Origin of the sequence: Puerhibacterium sp. TATVAM-FAB25 (assembly GCF_046535855.1) — a bacterium.
GTDB lineage: Bacteria > Actinomycetota > Actinomycetes > Actinomycetales > Cellulomonadaceae > Puerhibacterium > Puerhibacterium variabilis_A.
On sequence record NZ_JAXUAK010000007.1, the window covers coordinates 153,609 to 179,141 of the forward strand.

General features: G+C 70.6%; 25 protein-coding genes. 7 read left to right on the forward strand and 18 right to left on the reverse strand.

All coding sequences use genetic code 11. From position 1 onward, the window contains the following. Positions 1-27: 27 nt before the first annotated feature. Positions 28-1,467, forward strand: coding sequence for an ethanolamine permease (gene eat / locus U5M74_RS09060; RefSeq protein WP_410908241.1), 1,440 nt, complete (start codon positions 28-30; stop codon positions 1,465-1,467). 85 nt (positions 1,468-1,552) lie between these two features. Here the strand turns inward: eat and U5M74_RS09065 are convergent, their stop codons facing one another. From U5M74_RS09065 to U5M74_RS09135, 15 genes are all read right to left on the reverse strand, one after another. Continuing rightward, entirely contained in the window at positions 1,553-2,065 is a 513-nt protein-coding gene (locus U5M74_RS09065; RefSeq protein ID WP_410908243.1) for a ribose-5-phosphate isomerase, read from the reverse strand. Continuing rightward, entirely contained in the window at positions 2,049-2,777 is a 729-nt protein-coding gene (locus tag U5M74_RS09070) for a triose-phosphate isomerase family protein (protein ID WP_410908245.1), read from the reverse strand. The genes U5M74_RS09065 and U5M74_RS09070 overlap by 17 nt, the downstream gene beginning before the upstream one ends. A gap of 11 nt (positions 2,778-2,788) precedes the next feature. Then, on the reverse strand, positions 2,789-4,543 hold the full coding sequence (locus U5M74_RS09075; protein WP_410908247.1) for a dihydroxyacetone kinase family protein: 1,755 nt from the start codon (positions 4,541-4,543) through the stop codon (positions 2,789-2,791). Positions 4,544-4,553: 10 nt separating this feature from the next. Further along, positions 4,554-6,791 (reverse strand): ADP-dependent glucokinase/phosphofructokinase, encoded by a 2,238-nt coding sequence (locus tag U5M74_RS09080; protein ID WP_410908249.1) that lies wholly within the window; start codon positions 6,789-6,791, stop codon positions 4,554-4,556. 28 nt (positions 6,792-6,819) lie between these two features. Next, complete coding sequence (locus U5M74_RS09085) at positions 6,820-7,680, reverse strand: ketose-bisphosphate aldolase (RefSeq protein WP_410908251.1); 861 nt, start codon at positions 7,678-7,680, stop codon at positions 6,820-6,822. Positions 7,681-7,728: 48 nt separating this feature from the next. Continuing rightward, positions 7,729-8,619 carry a carbohydrate ABC transporter permease gene (locus tag U5M74_RS09090; protein WP_410908253.1) on the reverse strand — a complete coding sequence of 297 codons (891 nt, stop codon included), beginning with the start codon at positions 8,617-8,619 and terminating at the stop codon, positions 7,729-7,731. A gap of 3 nt (positions 8,620-8,622) precedes the next feature. Then, positions 8,623-9,573, reverse strand: a complete 951-nt coding sequence (locus U5M74_RS09095) for a carbohydrate ABC transporter permease (protein ID WP_410908255.1) — start codon at positions 9,571-9,573, stop codon at positions 8,623-8,625. A gap of 65 nt (positions 9,574-9,638) precedes the next feature. Next, positions 9,639-10,928 (reverse strand): ABC transporter substrate-binding protein, encoded by a 1,290-nt coding sequence (locus tag U5M74_RS09100; protein WP_410908257.1) that lies wholly within the window; start codon positions 10,926-10,928, stop codon positions 9,639-9,641. 76 nt (positions 10,929-11,004) lie between these two features. Next, positions 11,005-11,880 carry a DeoR/GlpR family DNA-binding transcription regulator gene (locus U5M74_RS09105; RefSeq protein WP_410908259.1) on the reverse strand — a complete coding sequence of 292 codons (876 nt, stop codon included), beginning with the start codon at positions 11,878-11,880 and terminating at the stop codon, positions 11,005-11,007. 111 nt (positions 11,881-11,991) lie between these two features. Continuing rightward, positions 11,992-12,636, reverse strand: a complete 645-nt coding sequence (locus U5M74_RS09110) for a transaldolase family protein (RefSeq protein WP_410908261.1) — start codon at positions 12,634-12,636, stop codon at positions 11,992-11,994. 2 nt (positions 12,637-12,638) lie between these two features. Next, positions 12,639-14,120 carry a xylulokinase gene (gene xylB / locus U5M74_RS09115; protein ID WP_410908263.1) on the reverse strand — a complete coding sequence of 494 codons (1,482 nt, stop codon included), beginning with the start codon at positions 14,118-14,120 and terminating at the stop codon, positions 12,639-12,641. After that, on the reverse strand, positions 14,120-14,818 hold the full coding sequence (locus U5M74_RS09120) for an SIS domain-containing protein (RefSeq protein ID WP_410908265.1): 699 nt from the start codon (positions 14,816-14,818) through the stop codon (positions 14,120-14,122). The genes xylB and U5M74_RS09120 overlap by 1 nt, the downstream gene beginning before the upstream one ends. Positions 14,819-14,868: 50 nt before the next feature. Continuing rightward, positions 14,869-16,467, reverse strand: coding sequence for a sugar ABC transporter ATP-binding protein (locus U5M74_RS09125; RefSeq protein WP_410908267.1), 1,599 nt, complete (start codon positions 16,465-16,467; stop codon positions 14,869-14,871). Position 16,468: 1 nt separating this feature from the next. Then, entirely contained in the window at positions 16,469-17,488 is a 1,020-nt protein-coding gene (locus U5M74_RS09130) for a substrate-binding domain-containing protein (RefSeq protein ID WP_410908269.1), read from the reverse strand. A gap of 29 nt (positions 17,489-17,517) precedes the next feature. Continuing rightward, on the reverse strand, positions 17,518-18,576 hold the full coding sequence (locus U5M74_RS09135) for an ABC transporter permease (RefSeq protein ID WP_410908271.1): 1,059 nt from the start codon (positions 18,574-18,576) through the stop codon (positions 17,518-17,520). Between the two features lie 136 nt (positions 18,577-18,712). Here U5M74_RS09135 and U5M74_RS09140 point away from each other — a divergent pair, with 136 nt between their 5' ends. After that, complete coding sequence (locus tag U5M74_RS09140; protein WP_410908273.1) at positions 18,713-19,690, forward strand: sugar-binding transcriptional regulator; 978 nt, start codon at positions 18,713-18,715, stop codon at positions 19,688-19,690. Next, entirely contained in the window at positions 19,690-20,322 is a 633-nt protein-coding gene (locus U5M74_RS09145; RefSeq protein WP_410908275.1) for a ribulose-phosphate 3-epimerase, read from the forward strand. Before U5M74_RS09140 ends, U5M74_RS09145 begins: the two co-directional genes overlap by 1 nt. 373 nt (positions 20,323-20,695) lie before the next feature. On the opposite strand, the gene U5M74_RS09150 is transcribed toward U5M74_RS09145, so the two are convergent. Next, positions 20,696-21,100 (reverse strand): nuclear transport factor 2 family protein, encoded by a 405-nt coding sequence (locus U5M74_RS09150; RefSeq protein ID WP_410908277.1) that lies wholly within the window; start codon positions 21,098-21,100, stop codon positions 20,696-20,698. Between the two features lie 97 nt (positions 21,101-21,197). Between U5M74_RS09150 and U5M74_RS09155 the strand changes: the two genes are divergently transcribed. Beyond that, entirely contained in the window at positions 21,198-21,758 is a 561-nt protein-coding gene (locus U5M74_RS09155; protein ID WP_410908279.1) for a TetR/AcrR family transcriptional regulator, read from the forward strand. Positions 21,759-21,905: 147 nt separating this feature from the next. On the opposite strand, the gene U5M74_RS09160 is transcribed toward U5M74_RS09155, so the two are convergent. Continuing rightward, positions 21,906-22,556: a TetR/AcrR family transcriptional regulator gene (locus U5M74_RS09160; protein ID WP_410908281.1), complete on the reverse strand. Its 651-nt coding sequence runs from the start codon at positions 22,554-22,556 to the stop codon at positions 21,906-21,908. 185 nt (positions 22,557-22,741) lie between these two features. On the opposite strand from U5M74_RS09160, the gene U5M74_RS09165 reads away from it, so the two are divergent. The 3 genes from U5M74_RS09165 to U5M74_RS09175 are packed head-to-tail and all read left to right on the forward strand — an operon-like array spanning position 22,742 to position 24,947. Next, positions 22,742-23,041 carry a putative quinol monooxygenase gene (locus U5M74_RS09165; RefSeq protein ID WP_391513468.1) on the forward strand — a complete coding sequence of 100 codons (300 nt, stop codon included), beginning with the start codon at positions 22,742-22,744 and terminating at the stop codon, positions 23,039-23,041. 38 nt (positions 23,042-23,079) lie between these two features. After that, positions 23,080-23,769, forward strand: coding sequence for an SDR family oxidoreductase (locus U5M74_RS09170; RefSeq protein ID WP_391513470.1), 690 nt, complete (start codon positions 23,080-23,082; stop codon positions 23,767-23,769). Continuing rightward, positions 23,766-24,947, forward strand: coding sequence for a low temperature requirement protein A (locus tag U5M74_RS09175; protein WP_410908283.1), 1,182 nt, complete (start codon positions 23,766-23,768; stop codon positions 24,945-24,947). The genes U5M74_RS09170 and U5M74_RS09175 overlap by 4 nt, the downstream gene beginning before the upstream one ends. 111 nt (positions 24,948-25,058) lie before the next feature. Here the strand turns inward: U5M74_RS09175 and U5M74_RS09180 are convergent. After that, the coding region (locus U5M74_RS09180) for a hypothetical protein (protein ID WP_410908285.1) at positions 25,059-25,533 on the reverse strand (475 nt) is incomplete at its 5' end.

Genomic DNA, 25,533 nt, shown 5'->3' on the forward strand with positions numbered 1-25,533 from the left:
TGCCCCGTGCTCCAGGAAGGACCTGCCATGACTTCAGTGTTGGATCGTTCAGAGCGTGCGCCCGGTGCGAAGGAGGACTACTTCGCCAAGCGCTCCCTCCAGAAGGGGGCCGCCGGCTGGGTGCTCCTCGCCGGACTGGGCGTCTCGTTCGTCATCTCCGGCGACTTCTCCGGGTGGAACCTCGGCCTGGCGGTCGGGGGCTGGGGCGGGATGCTCGTCGCGTTCGTCCTGATGGGCCTCATGTACACCTGCATGTGCCTCGGGCTGGCCGAGCTGTCCTCGTCGCTGCCCACGGCCGGTGCGGGATACGGCTTCGCCCGGCGCGCGCTGGGTCGCCTCGGAGGCTTCGTCACCGGCATGGCCATCCTCGTCGAGTACGTGCTCGCCCCCGCCGCGATCGCCGTCTTCATCGGCGGGTACGTGGAGTCCCTCGGGCTGTTCGGCCTGACGTCGAGCTGGCCGGTGTTCCTCGCCTGCTTCGCCGTCTTCATCGGGATCCACATGGTCGGCGTGGGTGAGGCGCTCAAGGCGATGCTCGCGATCACGATCGTCGCCCTGGCCGGCCTCGCGCTGTTCGCGGTCGGCGCCCTCGGCGCCTTCGACCCCGCGAACCTCTTCGACATCGTGCCCGACGACGCCGTGGCCGGATCGTCGGCGTTCCTCCCCTTCGGCCCGGCGGGCGCGATCGGTGCGCTGGTGTTCGGCATCTGGTTCTTCCTCGCGGTCGAGGGCATCCCGCTCGCCGCCGAGGAGGCCAGCAACCCCGCCAAGGACATGCCGCGAGCGATCCTGGCGGCGATGGGTGTCCTGACGGTCACCGGGCTGCTCGTCCTCGTCCTCGTCCCCGGCATCGCAGGGGCCGAGGCCATGGGTGCCTCCGGCTCGCCGCTGCCCGACGCCCTCGACGCCGCAGGAGCCACCGGGCTGGCGACCGTCGTGAACTACATCGGCCTCGCCGGTCTGGTCGCCTCGTTCTTCTCCATCGTCTACGCCTATTCACGGCAGCTGTTCGCGCTCTCCCGTGCCGGCTACCTGCCGCGCTGGCTCTCGCGGACCAGCTCCCGCAAGACGCCGGTCTGGGCGCTCGTCGTCCCCGGCGCGATCGGCTTCCTGCTCGCCGCGCTCATCAACAACGGTGACCGGCTGATCAACATCGCCGTCTTCGGCGCCGCGGTGTCGTACGTCCTGCTGAACCTGTCGCACATCGTCCTGCGGGTGCGCGAGCCGCAGCTCGAGCGGGCCTACCGGACGCCCGGCGGTGTCGTCACCACCGGGGTCGGGCTGGCGCTGTCCGTGGTCGCGGTGGCGGCGACCTTCGTGGTCGATCCCGTGGCCGCGGGGATCACGGCCGCCGTGATGGCCGCGTTCGTCGTCTACTACCTGCTGTGGTCCCGCCACCGGCTCGTCGCCAACGCCCCCGAGGAGGAGTTCGCCCTGCTGGCCGGCGCCGAGAGCGACCTGCGCTGACCTGCGCCCTGGAGGACCGGTGGCCGCGGCGCTGATCCGCGCGCGGCCACCGGTCCTCCAGGGCGTCACGCCATGCTTCGTGCCCTCACCTCACGTGGTCGCTCGTCGGCGCCTCGGGCTCGTAGCCGCCTATCGCCGCGACCTTGTCCGCGGACGGCGAGGCGGGGTCGAACCGGTGGTCGAGCCACTCGTCCACGAGCTTGCGCGCCAGCTCCAGGCCGATGACGCGTTGCCCCATCGTGAGGATCTGAGCGTCGTTAGACTTGACCGATCGCTCGACGGAGTAGGAGTCGTGCGCGGTGACCGCGCGGACGCCTAGAACCTTGTTGGCACTGATGGCCACGCCCAAGCCGGTCCCGCAGAAGAGCAGCCCGCGGTCGGCGGCCCCCTTTGCGACCAGCCTTGCCGCCGCTACGGCGACATGCGGGTACGCGGTCCCCTCGTCCTGCGCGCCTCGATGCACGCCGACGTCGATGACCCCTGCCACTCGTGGGTCACGCTCCAAGAACTCCTTCAATGCCGCCGCGTAGTCCATGCCGGCATCGTCCGAGCCGACCACGATCGTCAGCGGTTCGAGCCCCTCAAGAGACGTGCGCATCGACGTTCCTCCCCGTCATGGTCGTAGTGATCTCGTGCAGCACCGCACCGAACGCCCGCACGTCATGGGCGCGCCGGCCGAGGAACAGCCCGTCGGCTGCGCCCGAAAGGGCGGCGAAGGTCCCAGGTCCGGCGGTTCCGCCGTACAACAGCCGATGGGCCCGGCCGGTGTTCTGCCGGATCCCGGACAGCACCGCCTTGACGTGTTCCGGCGGCGCTGGATCGTCCGCGCCGATCGCCCACTCGGGTTCGTAGGCGACGACTGAGCCGGCGGGGACGTCGAGCGCTTCGATCCTGCTCAGGCACTCGGCTACTGCGTCCCCGCTCCCGCCGCGCGAGCGCTCACCGACGCAGACCAGTGGCGTGAGCCCGGCGGCGACGGCTGCGGCGATCTCCTCGCGGAACACGTCGTCGCCCTCGCCGAAGACCCCTCGCCGCTCGGCGTGCGCGACCTCGGCGTACCGACCCCCGCACTCGGCGACGACGCTCGCGGGCGTCTCCCCGGTGAACGCGCCCGCCGGCTTCGTGGAGATCTTCTGAGCGCCGGCGACCGCCCTGCCCTGGAGCAGCTGCACCACCGGTGCGAGAGTCGTGAGCGACGGGAACACGACCACCTCCACGCGCGGGTGCTCGCTGATCAGCGGTACCGCGTTCCGCACCCACGCCAGGGTCTGCGCGTACCCCAGGTACGCCTTGAAGCTCACGGCCACCATCGGCCTGTCCGTCACCGGCACACCGCCGCCACCACGTGCGCGAACGACGTCGCTCCCGGGTCCGGATGCCCCAGGCTGCGCTCGGCGTGCGGGCGGGCCCGTCCCCGCCGTGCCACCATCCGACCTGTGCCGTCCGCGGCCGTCCTCGCCGTGGCCGCCGCGGCGGCCCAGGCCGACGGCAGCGACTCCCCCGCGGCGGCTGCATGCTGCAGCGCCGCCGCGAAGGGCACGGCCGCGTCGACGATGGTCTTGTCTCCGACAGCGGCGCCGCCCACCGCCTGCAGCTGGTCCACCGCTGCGGACACCGCGCGTGCGACGGTCCACAGGGAGCGGGGATCAGCGCCGCTCAGCATGGTGGTCCCAGCACTGCGCAACATCTCCCCCCACAACGCTCCTGAGGTTCCACCTGCCTTGGCGGCCCACGCCTCGCCGGCCGCCACGAGCGCACGCCCGACACCGGCGCCGGACGCCACGGCGTCCTCGACGGCCGTCAGGGCTGCCGATGCGCCGGTGACCATCCCGCGGCCGTGGTCGCCGTCACCGGCCACGGCGTCCAGCGCACCGAGCTGCTGTTCCCTCTCGACGAGTGCGCGGTGCACGGCAGCCGTGAGCTCGAGCAGCACGGGGGCCGCGGCCACCGAGGCGGAAGGCTCGGCGACATGCTCCTCGTTGGCCCATGCGTCACCGCCGGGCAACGCTGGCAACGCTCCGGGGCGATCCGCGGCATGGGCCTGCGTCACGACGGAGGCGTCCGCGGCACCGTCGTCGACGAGCGTCCCGCGCACGAACGCCGGCGTCTGCGCGGGGGCGAGCCACAGCTCCTCGAGCGGCCCGTCGAGCCAGGACATCGTCAGAGAGACGCCGGCCATGTCGAGGCTCGTCATGAGCTCGCCCACCTCGGGCGCCACCGGCTGGATCCCGTGGGCCTCCAGCTCTCGGACGACGTCGTGCCACAGGACGAAGAGCTCCTCGTACTTGGTCGAGCCCAGGCCGTTGAGGAGGACGGCCGCCCGGTCACCGGCACCGGCCGGCCGAGCGGCGACCAGGGCCGCGACCAACCGTGCCGCCAGCTCGCGGCTCGGCACCAGGTCGTCCTCGCTCAGGCCAGGCTCGCCGTGCACCCCCATGCCCACGCCCATGCCACCGGGGCGGACGGAGAACAGCGGTCGGTCGGCCCCCGGCAGCGTGCACCCGGAGAACGCCACTCCCAGGCTGCGGGTGCGGGCGTTGGCGAGATGGGCGAGGTGGGCCACGTCGGCCAACGACAGCCCGCGCTCCGCTGCGGCGCCGGCGACCTTGAGCACGACCAGGTCTCCGGCGATGCCGCGCCGGGTGGACGGGTCCTCGCCGTCCGCGCTGGCGATGTCGTCACTGACCGCGACCGAGCGGACGTCGAGGCCTTCCGCTCGCAGCGCACGTGCGGCCGCGTCGAAGTTGAGCACGTCGCCGGCGTAGTTCCCGTACCCGAGAAGGACGCCGCGACCACGCTCCGCCGCGCGCGCCACCGCGCAGATCTGCCGTGCCGACGGAGAGGCGAACACGTTCCCGACAACCGCGCCGTCTGCCAGCCCGCGCCCGACCCAGCCCGCGAAGGCCGGGTAGTGGCCGGATCCGCCACCCACGACCAGGGCGACCTTGGGGGCGGAGGCCTGCGTGGCGCGGACCACCCCACCGGGCACGGCGCGCACGAGCCGCCGATGGGCCAGCACCAGCCCGGCGGTCGCTTCACCGGCGAAGTCGTCGACGCTGTTCAGCACCGTGGTCATCCCGGCCCCCTCAGAGCGGCGGGCGCGCGACGACGACCGCCAGGTCGCCCGTACCGGCCACCTCGACGTCTCCGGCGGCGTGCGGAACCAGCAGCGTGTCCCCCGCTGCCACCTCGGTCGCGCCGCCCTTCGCCGTCGACAGCGTCCCGGTCCCGGACGTCACCACGACGACTGCGAACCCCGCCTCCCAGCCGTCGCCGTGTCCGAACCGGTGGGCTCGGAAGAACTCGCCGCCCTGCGGGAACAGGTTGCCGTCGGGAGCGGGGGCGGCGATCTGCGCGAGCACCTCCTCGCGGGTGCGGCCGCGGCGGTCGACCGCCTCGAGCGCCACGTCGAACCCGAGGCCGAGGTGCCCGTCGACCGTCCCGTCGATGGGGTAGCCGCTCCACTCCAGGAGGATCGACAGGTCGCTGGGCTCCTGCAGCTCGACGACGAAGTTGCCCTCGCCGATGGCATGCGGGAGTCCCGCCGGGAGGTAGACGGCGTCGCCCTTGCGGACCGGGATCTTGTGCATCGCGCCCAGGAGCGCGTCCACGTCCTGGGTCTCGACCCAGCTCCTCAGCTCCTGCGCGGAGACGTCGCGTGAGAACGCGATGTGCGCCTCGGCGTCAGCCAGCGCGATCCAACCCTCCGTCTTGCCGTGCCCGAGACCCAGGTGCGTCTTGGCGAACGGGACGTCGGGGTGGATGTGGACGGGCAGGCGCTCGCCCGCGTCCAGGAGCTTAACCAGGATCGTGTCGGTCCCGTACCGGTCGACGTGCGTCTTGCCCAGCCACGCCTCCGGGTCGGCCTCGACGGCGTCCCTGAGGACCCGCCCGTCCGGCAGGGTCGTGAGTCCGACCTCCGGGGAGCCGAACACGGTGGTGGTCGAACCGACCCAGTCCTCGGGAGTGTGCAGGGCCACGCCCTCGGGCACGGGGTCCAGGTGCCGGAAGTCGTTGATGCGGGGACCGCCCGCGTAGAAGCGGTCGGGCGGCTGGTTGGCGCGGAGGTGGATGGGTCCCACGGCGGATCTCCTTCGAACGGGCGGGATGGTGGGCAGCCCGGCATCACGTCGCTTCGCGTACCGCAGCAGGACGCCGCCGGCGAACGTGTCGCCGAGGCCGATGGTGGTGGGCTCGGCAACGTCGATCAGCGGCGTGGCCACAGCCCGGAGGCCGGGGAGCGCCGCCTCGAGCGCGGTGGCCACGGCCTGCCCTTCGGGATGGGGCGCCAGCCGCCGCGTCTCCTCGACGTCGGCGGGCCCGAGCAGGTCGCCGACGCGGTATCGCGTCGATGCGAGCTCTACACCGCCGGCGACGCAGTCGACGAGCGTGTCGTGCTCCGGGCCCAGGACCAAGGCCCAGTAGCGGGAGTGGACGACGAGGTTGCGAGCCGGGACGAGCGCGGCGAGCCGTGTCACGGCTGCGATCACGTCCCGCGCGTCCAACAGGTCGACGGGGCGGCCGATGATGCCCTGCAGCTCGTCCTCGTTCATCGACCACGCGTGCACCCATGGCAGGAGGCGCTCGCGGACGACGGCCGCGAACTCCGGGACGTGATAGCCGCAGTCCTCGTAGAGGACGAGGGCGTCGGCCGGCATGCGCGCGATGCCGTCGACGACCCGTGAGAGACGGTCGGCGAGGATCTCGGGGTCCCGGATGACGTTGAACCCGCAGCAGAGGAATGCGTCGGAGCTCGCGATGAGGTGCTCGACGTCCGGGTGCAGCACCAGGTCGCGGCTGGGCGGGTCGTTGGCGTAGATCAGTCGGTTGGAGTGCGGCGCCGTGACGACCGTCTGCCCGACCCGCACCTGCGCGCCCAGCGGGTACTGGACGATCAGGTGCGGGTCGAGGCTGTCCTCGGTGGCGCTGCAGATGCGCTCCACCGAGGCGGGCAGCAGGCGGCGGACGTTGTCGTCGATGCTGACCAGGTGCACCCGGCTCGGATAGCCGAGGGCCGCGAGCGCCAGCGCGGCGCGGACCCCGGAACCACCCAGCGTCACCCGGGTGGCGAACCGGGCGGCGACGGCCTCGATGGCCCGGGTGGATGCCACGAACCGTTCGCCGCCGACACCCCGTGAGACGAACCCGAGGATGTTCGCCACCAGGTCGCGCTCGTCGCCGATCGGCCGGTCGGGGTCCAGATCGGCGGGCGTGACCCCGAGCTGGTCGGCCAGCCGCTCGACGGTCCCGGCGTCCCACTCGATCTCGTAGTCCACCGTGCCGGCGAGCCCCAGCAGCAAACGCGTCGTTGCGCCCGGCTGCATGCGTGTGTCCTTCCGTGTGAGCGGGGGGTCAGTACAGGTCGGCCTTGCCGTCCGCCTCGAAGAGCCGGATCTTCTGGGCTGCGGTCTCCTTCATCGCCGCGACGCACTGCGGCTGGATGTCCATCGGCTCGCGCAGGCCGGGGTCGGCCAGCACCTCACGCATCCGCTGGTGGTAGGCCACCTTGATGTCGCTGGAGATGTTGATCTTGTTGATGCCCAGCTTCACCGACTGCCCGATCTCCTCGTCGGGGTTGTTGGAGCCGCCGTGCAGCACCAGCGGCAGCGGCGCGGCGGCCTTGATGGCCTCGAGGAGGTCGAGCCGGAGCTCGGGCTTGAGCTCGGGCGGGTAGATGCCGTGGCGCGTGCCGATGGCCACGGCGAGGGAGTCGACGCCGGTCTGGGCGACGAACTCGGCGGCGTCGGCCGGCTCGGTGTAGATGATGGTGTCCGCCCCGGACTCGGCGTAGGAGTCGGTCTTGCCGATCGTGCCGAGCTCCGCCTCGACCGACACGCCGACGGCGTGGGCGACCTCGACGACCTTCTTCGTGATCGCGACGTTGTCGGCGAAGGACTCCATCGACTTGTCGATCATGACCGAGGTGAAGCCGCACTGGATCGCGACGAGCGCCTGCTCGAACGATGCGCCGTGGTCCCAGTGGATCGCGACCGGCACGGGAGAGGCCTTGACCCGTTCGATGACCGACGGCAGGAACGCCCGGGTCGTGTGTCCCAGCTCGTTGGGGTGGATCGCGACGATGAGCGGCGCGCCCAGCTCCTCCGAGATGTCGATGATCCCGGTGAACATCGCCCAGTCGCTGATGTTGAACGCTGGCACGGCGAAGTTGTTCTCGTTCGCCGGGGCCAGGATCTGCGAGCCGTTGACGAGCATGGTGAGGGTCTCCCTTGACGTGAGGTGTGGGGTGGCGGCGTCGGGGCGTCAGATCTTGACGGCCCCGGCGGTGAGCCCGCCGATGAAGTACCGCTGGAAGAACAGGAAGAGGACCAGGACGGGCAGGCAGCCCATCACGCTCATCGCGAGCATCTGGTTCCACTCGTACGCGTGCTGGCCCATGAGCAGCTGGATGCCGATCGGCACCGTGCGCATGTCCTCGGTGCGGGTGAGGGTCAGCGCGAACAGGAACTCGTTCCACGCGATCATGAACGTGTAGATGCCGACGGACACGAGACCGGGCACGGCCACGGGCACGAGCACCCGCCACAGCGCGGTGAAGGTCCCGGCACCGTCGACCTTGACCGCTTCGTCGAGCTCCCTCGGGAGGGTGTTCAGGTAGCCGGTGAGCATGATGATCGCGTAGGGCAGGGTGAACACCATGTAGGTGAGGATCAGCCCCGGGTACGAGTTGTAGAGCCCAAGCGCGACCACCAGGCCGAAGTACGGGATGAGCAGCGTGATCGGCGGCACCGCCTGGACACCGACGATCACGACGTTGAGCGTCTTCTTGAACGGGAAGTCGAACCGGCTGAACGCGTAGGCTCCCAGCAGCCCGACGGCCAGCGTCAGCAGGGTGACGCCGAACGCGACGACGTAGCTGTTGAGGAAGAACCGCAGCTTCACGGGATCCGTGAGGATCGCCGTGTACGCGTCGAACGAGAACGCCTCGGTGACGAGCCGCGGCGGGAACTCGAAGATCTGCCCGTTCGGCTTGAACGAGTTGGACAGCATCCACAGCACGGGCAGGCCGGCGAACAGCGCCGCCAGGGTGAGCGCGACGGTCACGCCGGCCTTCTGGAGCCGGTGCGTCCGCTTCTTGCGGCGTGCGGCGGGTGCGACGACGGCGCTCGTCGTCGAGGTCTGGACAGCAGTCACGGGTCAGTCCTTCGCTCTCTGGCTGCGGGCGTAGAACACCGCCAGCACCAGCGAGGCGAGGAGGATCACCACGGCACTGGTGGAGGCGAGCGCGAACTCGTAGCGGCTGAACGCGAGCTTGTAGGTGAAGGTGCTGAGCACCTCTGTCGAGTCGATCGGTCCGCCGCCGGTGGTCATCCAGATCAGCGCGAACTGCTGGGAGGTCCAGATGACATCCAGGAGGGCCAGGCTGATCAGCAGCGGACGCAGCTGCGGGATCGTCACGTTCCAGAACCGCTGCCAGGGGTTGGCGCCGTCGACCTTCGCCGCCTCGTGCAGCTCGCCGGGGATTCCCTGCAGGCCCGCGAGCAGGCTCACCATGTAGAAGGGGTAGCCGGCCCAGATGTTGATGACGGTCACCGACAGCAGTGCAAGCGTCGGCTGCCCGAGCCAGTCGGTGAGCCCGACGTCGAGACCGACGATGTTCAGCAGGTAGTTCACGACACCGTGCGGGTCCAGCAGCATGCGCCACAGGACCGCGACGATCGCGATGGTGAACAGCCACGGCAGGATGAGCACCACTCGGAAGGCCGCTCGCAGCCGCCGCCCGATGAGCTCCGTGTTCAGGAGCATCGCGAACGTGAGCCCGAGGATCAGGTGAACGACCACGCTGGCTCCGGTGAAGACCAGCGTGTTGGAGGCCGCGTTCCAGAACGCCGGGTCGGTGAGGATCTCGACGTAGTTGGCCGCGCCGACCGCCTCGGGGTTGCGCTCGGTGATGACGTTGTCGAAGACCGAGTAGCCGATGACCATGGCCACCGGGGTGGCCATGAGCACGATCAGCAGCACGATCGTCGGCGAGAGGTACCCGAACGCCAGCAGCTTGCGCCTGGCGTTGGGACCTCGGTCCGCGGCTGGGGGCTGCACCGGCTCGGGTGTCGCCACGCGCCTGCCGGGCCTGGTGGTCGTCTGCACCGGTCCTCTCCTCCCCGAGAGGCCGGCCGCGAGCAGCGGTGCGCGGCCGGCCTCCGTGCTGGGCGCTAGAACTCGCCGGACCATTGCTGCTGGATCGCCTTGAGGGTCTCCTCGACGGACGCGCCGCCGTCGAGCATCCGCTGGGTCTCGGTGGCGTACTGGCGCTGCAGCTCCTGGGCCACGGGCGCCCCGACGAACTCGTTCATCGGGTACCCGGCCTGGAAGATGTTGAACGCCTCCTCGAACAACGGGTCGGCCTGAGAGAAGTCCGGCTTCGAGTCGGTGTTGCCCGGGAAGCCGTTGGCCCACGTGGACAGCTCGGAGTTCACGTCGGTGCTGAGCAGGAACTCGATGAGCTTGAACGCCTCGGCCTTGTGCTCGCTGGCCTCGCTGATCCCGATGCCCCAGGAGTTCGTGTTGATCCCGATCTCGCCGCTGTAGTCGTCCGGCACCGGCGGGGCCACGACCGTGAAGTTGAGGTCGGGGTTCGACTCGCGCAGCAGGTTGATGTGGGCGAGGGAGGAGAACATCATGCCGACGCGTCCGGCCGCGAACTCCTCGACCTTGTCCTGCTCCGCCATCGAGAACGCACCCGGGGTGACCGCGTCGGCGTCCCACAGCTGGTTGACGAAGTCGAGCCCGCTGACCGAGTCGGCGTTCTCGAGGTCCGGCTTCCCGCTGTCGTCCAGGACCGCGCCGCCGCCGGCCCAGACCCAGGGCAGGATGTCGTTTTGCACGCCGTTCGCCGTCTCGAGCGCGAGCGGCAGCGCCCATCCGGCCGCATCCCCACCGATGCTCGCGATCGCCGATGCCGCCTCGAGGAACTCGGTGCGGGTGGTCGGCGGCTCCGCGATCCCCGCCTGCTCGAGCAGGTCGAGGTTGACGAACAGCGGATAGGCGAAGTTCACGACGGGCACCATGACGGTCGCCCCGTCGACCTCGACCTGCTGGACCAGCTTCGAGGTGTCGTAGCCGTTCTCCTCGAAGACCGCGCCCAGGTCCGCGATAGCGCCCTGCTGCGAGAGGTCGTAGAGCCACGACCCGTCGAGGCCGACGACGTCCGCAGTCGTGCCGGACGCCGTGCCGGCGATGATCTGGTCCTTGGTCTGCGACCAAGGGCCCGAGATGAGCTCCACCTTGATGCCGGGGTTCTCGCTCTCGAACCGGTCCATGAGCTCTCGGAACGAGCCGTCCGGGAGCTCCGGCTCCCACCACTGCATGAACTCGAGCGTGACGTCGCCGCCCGAGGCGCCCCCTTCGGCGACCGATCCGCCGCCGGAACACGCGGCGAGCGCCGCGACGCTCGCGATGCTGGCCGCGACCGCTGAACGTCGCCAGCCCTTCGACCTAGCCATGACTCTCCTCACTGAGTGCCCGCTGGGTGCGCTTCGGTGCGCACTCCTGCAGGTTAGCGAGAGGTCATGCTCGTTTTCAAGACCTTGTTGCGACTTCTTGCGTGGTCGTGCCGGGCGAAGTTGCGCCCGCCTGCGGCAGCACGACCTGAACCCCGGCAGCACCGAGGGCGTCGGCGAGCTGTCCGGACGGCTCACGGTCGGTGACCAGGTAGTCGATGTCACCGAGCGGCGCGATCTGCGAGAAGAGCACCTCGCCGAACTTCGACGAGTCGGCCAGCACCGCGACGCGACGCGAGATGCGCATCATCTCGGCCATCATCTGCGCCTCCCCCACGTGGCTGGTCGAGACGCCGACCTCCGCGTCGACGCCTCCGACACCGACGATCGCGAGGTCGCAGCGGATGCTCCGTTCTGCACCCGTGCCGGCCCCGAAGACGACGGGGCCCACCGTCGCCTGGGCTGCGGTGCGGACGCCGCCGCCCAAGAGGTAGACGTCTCGCGCCACTCCGGGAGGCAGCGCCCCGGGCAGGAGCAGGTTGTTGGTCACCACGATGAGATCACGACGGCGCTCGAGGTTCCGGGCCACCGCGAGGGTCGTGGTGCCGCTCCCGACGACGATGGCGGACTCGTCAGCCACCAGTCCGGCGGCAGCCCTGCCCATCGCCTCCTTGACGTCGGCCTGCATGCGCATCCGCTCGTCGAACGCCGTGTCCGGTCGGGCCCGCCCGCCGGCACCCATGGCGCCACCATGGGTCCGCACGAGGACGCCGTCGGCATCGAGCCGATCGAGGTCTCGGCGGATCGTGTCCATCGAGACGCCGAAGCGCTCCGCGAGGTCCGCGACGGTCACCTCCCCCACCTTCATGACGTATGCAGCGAGGTCAGCCTGGCGGCCGGCGGGCAGCCGCCGGGACGACACAGGTTCGTGGATCGCGCGCCGATGCGGAGTCATGGTCGAGTTCTAGCACGATCCCGCAGAAACACGCAGGACCGTTGCGTCGGACATGGCCCCTGGCGCAGGAGCGACGTCGGCCGTTGCCGCGATCGGCGCCGGGCGCTCCGTTCAGCGCAGCGCGGCGGCGGCGGCGTCGAACTGCGCGACCGCCGCCTCGGTCAGCGGCTCGTCGAACAGCGCCTGAGCCACGTCCGCCCCGAGGGTCACCGCGTCAGCGCCCGCGGCGGCGAGCCCCACCACGTCCTCGGGAGACCGGATGCTGGCCACGAGCGTCCTGGTGCCCGAGCCGCGCAGCACCTGCACCATCCGGGCGACCTGCTCGTGCCCGTCCCGGCCGGCCTCGGTCATCCGGCCCAGGTAGGGCGCGATCCACTGCGCTCCGGCCGCGGCGGCGAGCACGGCCTGGCGAGGACCGTAGACGGCGGTCACCAGTGTGGGGACACCGGCGTCGACGAGCCGCCGGGTCGCGGTGAGGCCGTCGCGCGTGGCCGGCACCTTGACCACGAGCCGGTCCGACATCGCCCGCAGCCTGCTGCCCTCTCGCTTGATGTCGTCGGCATCCTGGGCGGTCGTCTGCACGAAGACGTCACCGTCGGTGCGCTCCAGGAGCCACTCGACGAGAGTGGGGACCTCGTCGAGGCGCACGTTCGCGCGCTGCAGGATCAGGGGGTTGGTCGTCACGCCGCGGAACAGGCCGGTGGCGAGCAGCGGCCCCAGCGCCGCGATGTCGGCGCTGTCGAGATAGAGGTCCATCGTCATCCCTCGTCGGTCGAGCCCTCGTCGGGCTGGGGTCGGTCGGCCAGGGCGCGGTACCGGCGCCAGATGTCCTCGCCCACGTGGTCGCGAGGTTCCACGACGCCGGTCACGGCCGGGGACCAGGCGTCGCGCACCTCGCGCACATCAGCACCGGCCAGCACGGCGGCCGCCTGGACGGCGGCGCCGCGCGCGGTGGCCTCGGCGACGTCGCGGGTCTCGACCGGCCGGCCGAGCACGTCGGCGAGCACCTGGCGGTAGGCGGCGGAGCGCGCCCCTCCCCCGGTGACGGTGACCGGGCCGTCAGCGGTCGCCCCGGCGGCCTGGATCGCCTGGTGGCCGCGGACGAGCCCGAGGACGACGCCCTCGAACCCCGCCAGAGCGAGCTCCTCGCGGGTCGCGTCCGAGCGCAGCCCGGCGAGCACGCCGCGTGCACCCGGTCGGTCGGGGGTGCGCTCGCCGTCCAGGAAGGCGGCGAGGACCATGCGGTCGGGCCGCCGCGGCGCCGCGAGCGCCAACCGTGCGAGCTCCGCGTGGTCGACCCCGAGCAGCCGGGCGACGGTGTCGGTGACCTTCGCGCAGTTGAGACTGCACATCAGCGGGAGCCATCCGCCCGCGGCGTCCGCCACGCCGTCGACCCATGCGGAAGCGTCGTGCACGGGGACGGACGAGGTCGTCATGACCACGCCGGAGGTGCCCAGGCTGTACAGCACCTGGCGCGGTGCCAGGCCGATGCCCAGCGCGCCCGCGTGCTGGTCGCCGGCCCCGGCGCCGACGACGACATCGGGGCGCAGACCCAGAGCCCGCGCGTCGGAGGTCGTGGCGTGCCCCGCGGCGTCGGACGGCCCCAGCACGGTGGGCAGCGTCCGTGCCCAGTCGATGTCGTCGCGCACCCACCGCTCCAGGTGCTTGGGCAGGTAGGAGCCGGTGTGCGCGGCGTAGTAGCCGGTGCCCGAGGCTTCGGACCTGTCGGTGACGGCCCGTCCGGTGAGCCTGTAGGTGAGGTAGTCGTGCGGCAGGAGCACGTGGGCGACGGCGTCCAGCGTCCTGGGCTCGTTCTCAGCGATCCAGGCGAGCTTGGTGACGGTGAACGCTGCGGTCGGCACGGAACCGACGGCGTCCGCCCACCCTGCGGGCCCGAGCTCGTGCACCAGCCGGGCGGCCTGGGGGCTCGACGTGGTGTCGTTCCACAGCTTGGCCCGCCTCAGCACGCGGTCGTGGTCGTCGAGCAGCACGGGGCTGTGGCACTGGGCCGCCACGCTGACCGCGTCGATGTCGCGAGCCGCGAGCCCGGCCTGGTCGACGGCTCGCCCGAGCGCGTGCCCGAACGCCTGCCACCACTCCCGCGGGTCCTGCTCGCTGACCGGAGGGGTCGTGGAGGCGTGCGGGCTGCGCCCAGAGCCGAGCAGCCGACCGTCGGAGGCGTCGCGCAGCTCGACGGTGCAGGACTGCGTCGACGAGTCGACGCCGGCGACGACGCCCATCAGCGCCCCGTGCCGGCGGTGCTCTCGTCGCCCTCGTCGCCCTCGCCGCCCTCGTCGCCCTCGCCGCCCTCGTCGAGCGCAGGGAGGGCGTCGGGCAGCACCTCGATCCGGCCCACGGCGCCCGCGGGGTGCGTGAACAGCACCTGCTCCCAGCCGTAGCCGCGGATCTGCATGAGGACCGCCGCGAGGGCATCGCCCCAGGCGGCCGTCGCGAGCGTAGAGCCCATCGCGATGACGCCGCCGGGGTCCACCTCCGGGCCGGCGTCGATCACGACGGTGAGGTCCGCCAGGCGCCCCAGCGAGGACTCGGGACTGGCCGTCAGGGCGATGACGGGCACCTCCCGCTGCTGCACCCTGCGGGACAGGTCGTTGAGCTCGTCCGATTCCCCGCCCCGGGAGATGGTGACGAGCAGGTCGCCGGCGACCACGGCGCCCATGGTGCCGTGCAGAGCATCCATCCCGGGCAGGAACAGCGAGGGCGTGCCGCACACCGACAGCAGGTGCGCCATGCGTCGCGCCACCGCCCCCGAGGTCCCCGACCCGGTGACGAACACCTTGCCGGTCACGCGGCGGACCAGGTCGACCGCGGCGACGAACGTGTCGTCGAGCTGGTCGGCGACGTCGGCGACCCCGCGGCCCTCGCGACGCACGATCTCGCGCGCGGTGTCGAGCGCAGCGGCCGTGGTGGGCGTGCTCATCGTGGTGCTTCCTTCTGCTGGACGGTTCGTGGGACGGGCGGGTGTCGCGCTCATGCGGCGGCCCACGCGGCGTGCCGCAGCGCTTGCGGGGTCCTGTGGTCGGCGGGCAGCGGCTCCCCGGTGCTGTGCCCCTGCGAGACGACGACGATGTCGTCGGCGACCTCGCAGACCTCTTCTTCCTCGGAGGACACGAGCAGCACGGTCAGGCCGGCGTCGTGGGCGAGCGACCGGACGATGCGGTGGATCTCAGCCTTGACGCCCAGGTCGACGCCCTTGGTGGGCTCGTCGAGCATGAGCACGCGGGGACGCTGCGCGATGGCCCGCGCGAGCAGGACCTTCTGTTGGTTGCCGCCGGAGAGGCTGACCACGGGTCCTCTCCGGTCGCCGCGCACGCGCAGCTGGCCGAGCAGGTCGTCCGACTCGCGGAGCATGCGCCGCTTGTCGAGCAGGCCGGCCCGCCGGTACCGGGCCAGGACGGGCAGCACCACGTTCGTCGGGGAGTCCAGAGCCGGCACGATGCCGTCGCTCTTGCGCTCCTCGGTCACGTACACGACGCCCGCGCGCTGCGCGTGCGCCGGCGACCCCGGCCGGTACGGCCGCCCGTCGAGGGTCACGGTGCCGCCCGTGATCGGCGCGAGACCGACCAGGGCGCGCAGGACCTCGGTACGGCCAGCGCCGACGAGGCCGTACAGCCCCAGCACGCGCCCGGGCTCGGCGGTCAGGGAGACCCCCTCGACGCCCGCGGCCCGCAGGTCGCGGACCTCCAGGCGTGGCCCGAGCGGGGCGTCAGGGAACCACCGGCGGACGTCGGCCACCGGGACCGCTTCCTGCTCGGTCCGCTCCGCGGTGGCGAGCGCCTCGGTGGGCGCCTCGCCGGCACGCAGCCGGTCGTCCAGCTCGGCGGCCTCGTCACCGGCGATGGCGGCGACGACGTCGTGGCGGCTGATCTCGTCGACGTGCGCGTCGATGCGGACGAGACCGTCGACGAGGGCGACGACCCGGTTGCACACGGCGTAGAGCTCGTCGAGCTTGTGGTCGACGAACACGATGCCCATGCCGCGGTCGGCCGCCAGCGACCTGACGACCTCCAGCAGGCGCTCCACCTGGCCGCCCTCGAGGCTGGTGGTGGGCTCGTCGAGCAGCAGGAACCTCGCGTTGCGGTGCGTGGCCACCGCGATCTCGAGCATCTGCCGCGTGGCGACCGGGTAGTCCCCGAGCCTGCGCGTGACGTCGACGTCGAGGCCGAACGACTCGACGAGGGCCTGGGCGCCGGCGCGCATCTCGTCCCGGCGCAGGAGGCCCGCCCGCGTGCGCTCGTCGCCGAGGTACACGTTCTGGGCCACGGTGAGGTTCGGCAGGAGCGACAGCTCCTGATAGACGGTCGCGATGCCGGCCGCGATCGCGGCGGCCGGGGAGTCGATCGTCGACACGCGGCCGTCGATGGAGATCGCTCCCTCGTCGGGCGTCGTGGCCCCGGAGATGGTGCGCAGGAGCGTGGACTTGCCGGCCCCGTTGTGCCCCACCAACCCGATCACGTCGCCGGGACGCACGTCGACCGAGACGCCGTGCAGGACCGACACCCCTGAGTACCGCTTGATGATCCCTCGGACGCTCAGCCCTGCCGGCGTCCCGGTCGACGCGGTCGTCATGTCAGCCGACCTCCCCCGGACCGGGCGTCTGGCCGACCGTGAAGAGCTTGAGCGGCTCGAGGATCTCGGGCTCGGGCGTCGCGCCGTCGAGCCACGCGCGAACCTGCTCGACGACCTTGGTGCCGTAGACCTTCGGCTCCTGGGCCACGCACCCGGGGTACTGCTCGGTCAGGGTCTCCTCCGCGGCGCAGAAGCCGTAGACCTTGACGTCGCTGTTCGAGCCGAGCGCCTGCACCGCACCGTAGGCGGCCGGTCCCGTGGACGCGAAGATGACGTTGATGTCGGGGTTGCCGGAGAGCATCTCGGTCGTGGCACGCAGCGAGTCGTCCGGCTTGACGTTGCCGTCGACCTTGGCCACGACGCTCGCGTTCGGGTTGGCGGCGATGGCGTCCTCGAAGCCCTTGTCGCGCATCTGCGTCGGCGTCTCGTCGGGCTCGGTGACGAACCCGACCTTCAGCTCGGCGTCTGCACCGAGGTCCTTGAGGACCTGCTCGGCGGTCTGCGTGCCACCAGCGGTGTTGTCGGCACCGAGGTACTGCACGATGCTGGCGCCCTGCGACTCCAGGGAGGCGGGGTCGACGCCCACGTTCACGGTGAAGACCGGAACCCCGGCGTCGTTGGCGGCCTTGACGATCGCGGCGCCCGGCTCGGACTTCACGGCGTTCAGCGCCAGCGCGCACGGCTGCTTCTGCAGCATGGCCTGCACCTGCGCGAGCTGGTTGGCGTCGTCGTCGTCGGCGATCTGCACCTCGACCTCGAAGCCGTTGGCCTCGCCGGCCTCCTCGAAGCCCTGCTTCATCGCGACGTAGTACGGGTTGGTGAGATTGGGCAGGGCGACGGCGAGGTACGGGGTGTCCTCGTCGCACGCCGCGGGGCGCGGGATCTCGCCCGACGCCTCGGCGGTCGAGCCACCGGACTCGGAGGTGCCGGTGCCGGTGCCGGTGTCCACGGCGCCACAGGCACCGAGCGTGAGCGCGAGGGCGCACGCGCCGATCGCGGTGAAGGGGATACGAAGCTTCATTGCTCTTCTCCTGGGGTGCGGTGCGGATGTCAGCGCGGGTCGGACGTGCCCGCAGCGACGGGGGGCTGGGGGGAGGCGGTCACGGCGTCCGGCGAGGAACCGCCGCTGCCCGTGCGACTGCCTCTGACGAACCTGCGTAGCAGCGTGGAGAGGGAGGACTGCCGGCGATAGGTGTCGAGGATGACGCCGCCGAGGATGATCAGACCGATCACGAGCGGCTGCCAGTAGGACTGGACGCCGACGACGTTCATGCCGTTCGACACCGTGGCGATCAGCACGGCACCGAGGAGGGCGCCGGGCAAGGAGCCGATGCCTCCGAACAGGCTCACACCGCCGACCACCGCGGCTGCGATCGAGTAGAAGAGCTCGTTGCCGGAGCCGGCGGACGGGTAGCCGACCATGAGCCGGGAGGTGGTGATGAGCCCGCCCATGCCGGCGCACAGGCCCGACAGCGCGTAGACGAGCATGGTGACCCGGCCGATCGGGATACCGGACAGCCGGGAGGTCTCGGCGTTGCCGCCGACCGCGTAGATGTGCACGCCGGTCGACGTCAGCCGCAGCAAGATGGTGAACGCGACCGCGAACAGCGCAACCAGGACGACCGGCATCGGGATGCCGAACAGCGATCCGCGCCCGACGACGGCGAACATCGGGTCGGCCACGTTGACCGAGCTGGCACCGGTGAGGATGAGCGGGATGCTGGCGGCCACGCCGAACGCTGCGAACGTGACGATGAACGGCGGCAGCTTGAGGTAGTGGATCAGCGCGCCGTTGATCGTCCCGACCAGCGCCCCGACGGCCAGCGCTACGAGCGCGGCCAGCCACCATGGTGCTCCGCTGCGCATCAGCAGTGCTGCGATCATGCCCGTCAGCGCGATGTTCGAACCGGTCGACAGGTCGATGCCCCCGGTCAGCAGGACGAACGCCTGTCCCATGGCCAGGAAGGCGATCACGGTGCCGTTCAGGAGCAGCAGGTTGGCGTTGTCGAACGTGCGGAACGTCGGCGACACCGCACTGAAGATCACCGCCACGATCACGATCACCACGAAGATGCCCAGCTCTTCGGGGATCCGGCGACGTCGTGCCATGGGTCTGCCTCCTTGCAGTCCGCTCATTTGAGCATCATCTTCGCTCATCTGACCGGAACGCTACGCCGACGGCACAGCCTCTGGCAACGCCACGGGATCACGAGATCGTAACGTTCGAGCGCGGTATGGTGCTCACATGAGCGAAGCGGAGTCGCGCAGCAGCGGCGCGGACGACCGAGGGCTGATGGTGCAGGCCGCGCGGCGCTACTACGTCGACGACGCGTCCAAGGTCCAGATCGCGACCGAACTCGGCATCTCCCGGTTCAAGGTCGCCAGGCTCCTCGAACAGGCCCGAGCGTCGGGCCTCGTCACGATCACGATCCATGCCGACGGCGTGCGCGACCCCGAGCTGGCCGAGGCGGTGCGCGCGCACCTCGGCCTGAGGGAGGTCACGGTCGTGGAGACCAGCGGGGACCGCGACGCGGTGCGGCACGAGGTCGGGCGCGCAGCCGCGGAGAACCTCGCGGCGACGCTCCGCCCAGGTGAGGTGCTCGGGCTGGCCTGGGGGCGCACCCTCACCGCGATGAGCGCCGCGCTGCCCACCCTGCCGAAGGTGGACGTCGTCCAGCTGACGGGGGCGATCGGCGCCGACCTCGAGGAGTCCCCCGTGGAGGTCGTCCGCCGGACCGCCGTGCAGTCCGGCGGCACAGCCCGGCCGATCTTCGCCCCGCTGGTCGTGGACGACGCCCGGACTGCGGCCGCCCTGCGCAGGCAGCCCGACGTGGCAGCCGCACTCCGCATGTTCGGCTCGATCACGACCGCCGTCGTCTCCGTCGGCAGCTGGGACCCGCCGGACTCCCAGCTGCTGCGCACGATCGGGGACGACGAGTGGCGCCGGCTGCTGGACGTGGGCGTACGCGGCGAGGTGGCCTCGCTGCTGGTCTCGGACGACGGCGAGCTGGTGGCGCCGGACTTCCAGGACCGCTGCGTGACCATCGAGCTCGCCCAGATGCGGGCCATCCCCCGCATCGTCGCGGCCGCGGGCGGAGCGCAGAAGGCGCGTGCCGTTGCAGCGGTCGCCCGGGCTCGCCTGTGCACCGAGCTGGTGACCGATCGCGCCCTCGCCGAGGCGGTGCTCGCGCTGCCGCGCGTCTCGGCCGAAGGGCGGTCGTGATGGTTGCGGTCGCCGCCTCGCTGTGGTCCACCCCTCGCGACCGGATCGACCGTGAGGCCGAGCGCCTCGCGGAGGCCGGCCTGCGACGGTGGCACTGGGACGTGTCCGACGGAGTGTTCGCCGACCCCGGCGGGTTCGACGTCGACACGGCGGGGCGCATCGGTCGCGCCACCGGCCTGCCCGGCGAGGCCCACCTCATGGTCAGCAACCCGCTGTCGAGCGTCGACGCCTGGACCGAGGTCTGCGACACGGTCATCGTGCATGTCGAGGCGACCGAGTGGGAAGCAGCCGTGGACGAGGTGCGCCACCGCGGCGCCCACCCAGGCGTGGCGATCTCCCCCAGCACCCCGTTGTCCGTGCTGGCGGACCTGCCCGACGACGTCGCCGTGCTCATCATGTCGATCACCCCGGGCAAGGCCGGGGCCAGGTTCCTGCCCGCCACCCTGGGCAGGCTCACGTCACTCGCAGGACGAACGCGCCTAGGCGTCGACGGCGGGGTGACCCTCGACCTCGCGCAGGACTGCGGCGCCCACGGGGCCACCTGGGTCGTCAGCGGGTCGTCGCTGTGCGGGTGCGACGACCCCGGCGCCTGGCTGCGAGCGGCATCGGGACATGCGGCTCAGAGCGCGTAGCTGACCGACGGCACGGTCCCCGTTGCGCGACGCAACGACGAAGGTCCGGAGGGATTTGAACCCCCAACCTTCTGGAGCGATTTGGGGGTTTTCGCACGATTTGCAAAGCCTGGATGATCCGCGGAAACCCTTGGTTTCTCAAGGGATTCCCCTTGCTGGACGTCCTCAGCCTATCGGGCCGGTTCGGGGTGTGGGGCCATCGTTTCTGTCGGGTTTGTGTCGGCCCTCAGATCAGAGTGGCGGAACTGATGGGACCTAGACCGCTTCCGCTGCAGACGCGGACCCCGGCACGGCAGCGCCCTCTTCGAACGAGGCCACCGCCGCTCCCGGCGACTGCCGGAGGCGGCCTACCGGCCATCGGGAGCCAGGGCTCTCACGCCGCGAACGCGGCCGCCACGGCAGCGGTGTCCTCGAACAGGCGCAAGCGGGTGATCGCGCCGTCGATCACGGTCAGTCGCAGCGCGACGTCCGTGTGGAACGGGCGACCCGTGGAGGCGGCGACGTGGTCGAACGCGCCGAACACCACCGCCTCGTCCCCGTCGACCACGACGGCCTCGACCGCGACGACGCTCTTGCCAGGCACCAGGGCCGCCCACAGGTCGCGGAAGTAGCCGGGCACCTCGCTCTTGCGCGAGCGGGGGCCCGCCCACGGGAACAGCTCGCGGTCGCCGCGCACGAGCCAGTCGATCTCTTCGGCGAACAGCTCGCCGATGCCCTCGGCGTCCTGCTCCCCCAGGCGCTGGAGGAAGGCGTTCGTGATCTCTGCGGTGCTGCTCAACGGGGTCTCCTTCATCGCCGGCGCATGATGAGCGCCGATCTGTAGTGGTCGGTACAGAACGCTAGCAGATGTGTAGCGGGCGATATAGAATCGCGCCATGGGACGACCGCGGACGTTCGATCGAGACGCTGCCCTGGACAAGGCGCTCCGCCTGTTCTGGGAGCGGGGGTACGAGCAGACGTCGATCAGCGACCTCACCCGGGAGCTCGGCATCGGGGCCCCGAGCCTCTACGCGGCGTTCGGGGACAAACGAACCCTGTTCGAGGAGGCCGTCGCGCGCTACGAGGCCAGCCCGCGGTCGGTGACCACGGCCGGGCTTGCCGGGACGAGCCGGCGAGAGGTGCTGCGGGCCATGTTCGAGCGGGCAGCGCAGGAGTACGCCAGCACGGAGCACCCGCGCGGCTGCCTGGTCAGCAGCGCCCCGGAACTGGTCGCCAACCGCGCCCACAACCGGATGCTCACCGCGACCCGCCTGGAAGAGGTGGCAGAAGATGCCGAATCGCGCGACGCCGCCGAGACCTTGGCCGCCTTCGCCCACGTGATGCTGGTGGGGTTGTCCTCGTACGCCAGGGACGGTGCCGATGAGCAGCAGCTGCGGCGCGTGGCCGAGCTGGCCCTCGATGCCGCCGAGGCAGGCGCGAACGCGACGGCCGGCTGAACCCGCCCCGGTGGCACCGGGATTCTCGAGGCCACCAATGGCCGCTGCTGGCCCAGTGCCTCGTCTACGCCTTCGGAGACGTGCCGCAGCTCACCGGCGATCGCGAGGATAAGGCGTTCATCGGCGGGCTCCGAGATTGGCCGTGCGCTACGCCCGACCCGCCTCGTCCTGCGCGGCGATAGCCGGCCACAGCGAGGCGACGACTCGCTCGGCGAAGTCGGTCGGGACGTCGCGTCCATACCGGTTGAAGTCGGCGAAGTAGCTACCGAAGCAGAGCGTCGCGACCATATCGACGTCGACGTCTGAGCGGACAGCGCCACGGGCCTGGAGGTTCGCCAGAACGTCCGCGAGCTCTTGGCAACGCGGTTGATTGGCGAGCTCCCTCATCTGCGCATGCAGACCCGGTGCGCGTTCCGCTTCTGCCATGAAGTTGCCGTGCAGCGTCATGGCGCGCGGGTTGTGGTAGCGCGGATCGAGCCGACGCACCGCCTCGACCATCGCATCTCGAGGGCCGAGCTGCTTGAGGTCGAAGGGCGGATAAGCCTCACGCTGCTTGCGCAGGCCGTACCGCAGGGCGTCCAGGACCAGCGCGTACTTGTCGGACCAGCGTCGATAGAGCGTCGGGCGCGTGACGCCGGCGTCCGTGACGATGTCCCGGATGGTCATCGAGGAGTAACCCTTGGTCGCGAGGAGTTTGCGGGTCGACGCGATGATCGCCTCTTCGATTGCTGGGTCGCGAGGGCGCCCGGTGCTCGGTGCCGCCTCCTCGCCCCTCGGATCCTTGCTCAACTCGATCACTCCTCCCGCCTGTCGGCGTGCCTTTGTTTACAGATGTTGACTGTAACGCCGACGATCACTACCGTCCACACTGGCCGTTCCGTTACAGGCTGTATCTGTAACGAAAGGCGGATCGGACCTGGTGTCCGTCTCTCGACAATCTCTGACGGAGGGAACGCTGCATGACCGCGACATCTGATGGATACGTGACCGTCCTGTGGGACGCCAAGGCGAAGCCCGGCCGCGAGGAGGAGCTCAAGGCGTTCATCACGGCGGCGGTCACGCCGTCGCGTGACGATCCCGGCAACATCGACTATGAGGCCCACGAAGTGGATGGGCAGCCCGGAGCGTTCGTCATCTACGAGCGCTGGGAGAGCAGGGCGCTTCTGGAGGCCCACCTTCAGGCGCCGCGGATGGCGGCCCTCGTGCCGGAGATGCTCGAGCTGATCGACGGGTCAATCGAGGACGGCATTCGCCTGCTCCGTCCGTTCCGACCCGCAGCCTGAGCGCAGCGGCTCCGACAACATCGAAAGGAAGCTGTGCGATGACGACACTTATCACTGGGGGAAACCGGGGGCTCGGCTACGAGATCGCCCGTCGACTGGTCGAGGCGGGGCAGGACGTCTGGATCGGCGCCCGCAACCCTGCTGACGGTCAGGAAGCCGCTGATCGCCTCGGCGCCCGCCACATCCCGCTCGACGTCACGGACGACGCATCGGTCGAGGCCGCCGCGGTCATGATGCGCGAGCAAGTAGGTCGCCTGGACATCCTCATCAACAACGCTGGCATCCTCGGTGAGGTGGCAGCGCCGGAGGAGATGACGGCGGAGCAGCTTCGACCTGTGTATGAGACCAACGTGTTCGGCGTCGTGCGGGTTACCCACGCGTTCCTCCCACTGCTGCGCCGGGGGACGGATCCGTCGGTGATCAACATCACAAGCGGCATGGGGTCGTTCGCGTTGACGCAGGACCCGGCTCGCGTCGAGTCGCAGTACACGCTCGCCGCCTACGGATCCTCGAAGAGCGCCGTCACCATGCTCACCACGCAGTACGCCAAGACGATCCCCGACATCCGCTTCAACGCTGTCGACCCCGGGCAGACCGCGACGGACTTCACCGGCCATGTCGGGCAGAGCATCGAAGAAGGTGCTGAGGCGGCCGTGCGGATGGCCATGCTCGGTGCGAACGCACCCACCGGAACGGCCACTGACCGCGAGGGCATCCTGCCGTGGTGACCGGACAGCTCCGGCGTCACGACGATGCTGAGACCCAGCGCGCCGCGACGCTGGAGCTGTTCTACGACCTCGTCTTCGTCTTCTCGATCACCCAGATCTCGCACCTCCTGCTCGACCGCCTCACATGGGTTGGAGCTGGTCAGGCGGCGATCGTCCTGCTCGCGGTCTGGTGGTCGTGGAACTACACCACCTGGGCGACGAACGAGCTGAATCCGAACACCAATCCAGTCCGCTTCCTCCTGATCGCGCTGATGGCGGGGAGCTTGCTGATGGCGATCGCCATCCCTGACGCCTTCGGTGACCGCGGACTGCTCTTCGCCGCCGCATATCTCGCCATCCAGGTCGGACGCCACGCGTTCATCACATTGGTGGCGGCCCGGCGCGGGACAGTCGAACGAGAGCACGCCGGGCGCATCCTCGTCTGGTTCCTGATAGCCGGGTTGTTCTGGATCGCCGGTGGCCTTGCAGAGGGTGGCCCACGAATATGGCTTTGGATCCTGGCGCTAGCTCTCGACTATGCTGCCCCGCTCGCCATGTTCCCTCTTCCGCGTCGACCTCGCCTGGCGGCGGGCTCCTGGCGTATCGCCTCCGGACACTTCACCGAACGGTTCGGCCTGTTCGTGATCGCGGCGCTCGGCGAGACGATCGTGCTGACCGGAGTGACCGCAGGCGCACATCACCTGGACATCGTCACCATCGCCGCTCTTGCGAATGCATTCGCCGGCACCGCCGCTCTCTGGTGGCTCTACTTCGTCTCGACCAGCCGGATCGGAGAGCAGTCACTCGAAGCCGAATCGACTCGCACCGGGCGCGCCCGCGACATCTACACGTACGGTCATGTGTTGATCGTTGGGGGAATCATTCTGACCGCTGTGGGCGACGAGATCGTTATTGCCCACCCGTTGCATTCCCTCGAAAGACCGCAATTGCTCGCGGTGGCTGCTGGTCCAGCCCTCTTCCTGATAGCGCAACTCGCTTTGCACCTGCGGGCCACGGGGCGGGTGGCCTACAGCCGGGTGGCAGGAATTGCCAGCTGTGCGGCTATCGGCCTGCTCGGGTCCCTGCTTCCATCGATAGCAGTCGGCGCGGGGCTGGTAGCGACGCTGGTTGCGGTAGCGGTGCTGGACAGCGTCGGGTATTCCCACCTCCGCAGCCGGAACAGGTGCGCTCGCACCTGATGGCAGAGAGGATCGAGCACGCTTCAGCCGTTCTAGCGGAAGCGTGCTCGAGTCCTGCAGTCCATGGATCCAGCGGTGGGTCACCATGTGCTGTCGCCTCGAGTGAGCGCGTCAGCTGCGCGAGGTGGCCGGTGGTGATCGCGGTGCCACAGGCGGCCACTGGTGCGTAGTCGCGTCCGAGGTGTCGGACGGCTTTGACCTCGAGGGCGCTTTCGACGAGCACGGGAGCGGCGCCGGCGGTGATGCGCCGGGTGACTGCGGAGCCGAGCCTGACAGCGCGCGGTGCTTGTCATAGACGGCCGTGGTGGTGTTGAGGGACTTCGGGACGGCCTCGTCGCCGTCGACGGCGGGGTTGCGGCGGGCGGTGGACCCGATGATGCGGTCGGCGGTGCCGGTGATGGGCAGCATGAGCCGGTCGCGGAACGCGTCGCCCGGGGCGCCCTTGGCGGTGCGCACGGCCAGTACGGCGGCCAGCAGCTCGTCGTCGCTAATGCCCTTGCGGCGCCAGGGCGGCACCAGGCGCGCCCTAGCCGGGCGGGGCGTACCAGCCCCGGCATTCGTACGGACGGAACGGTGCGCCGCGAGT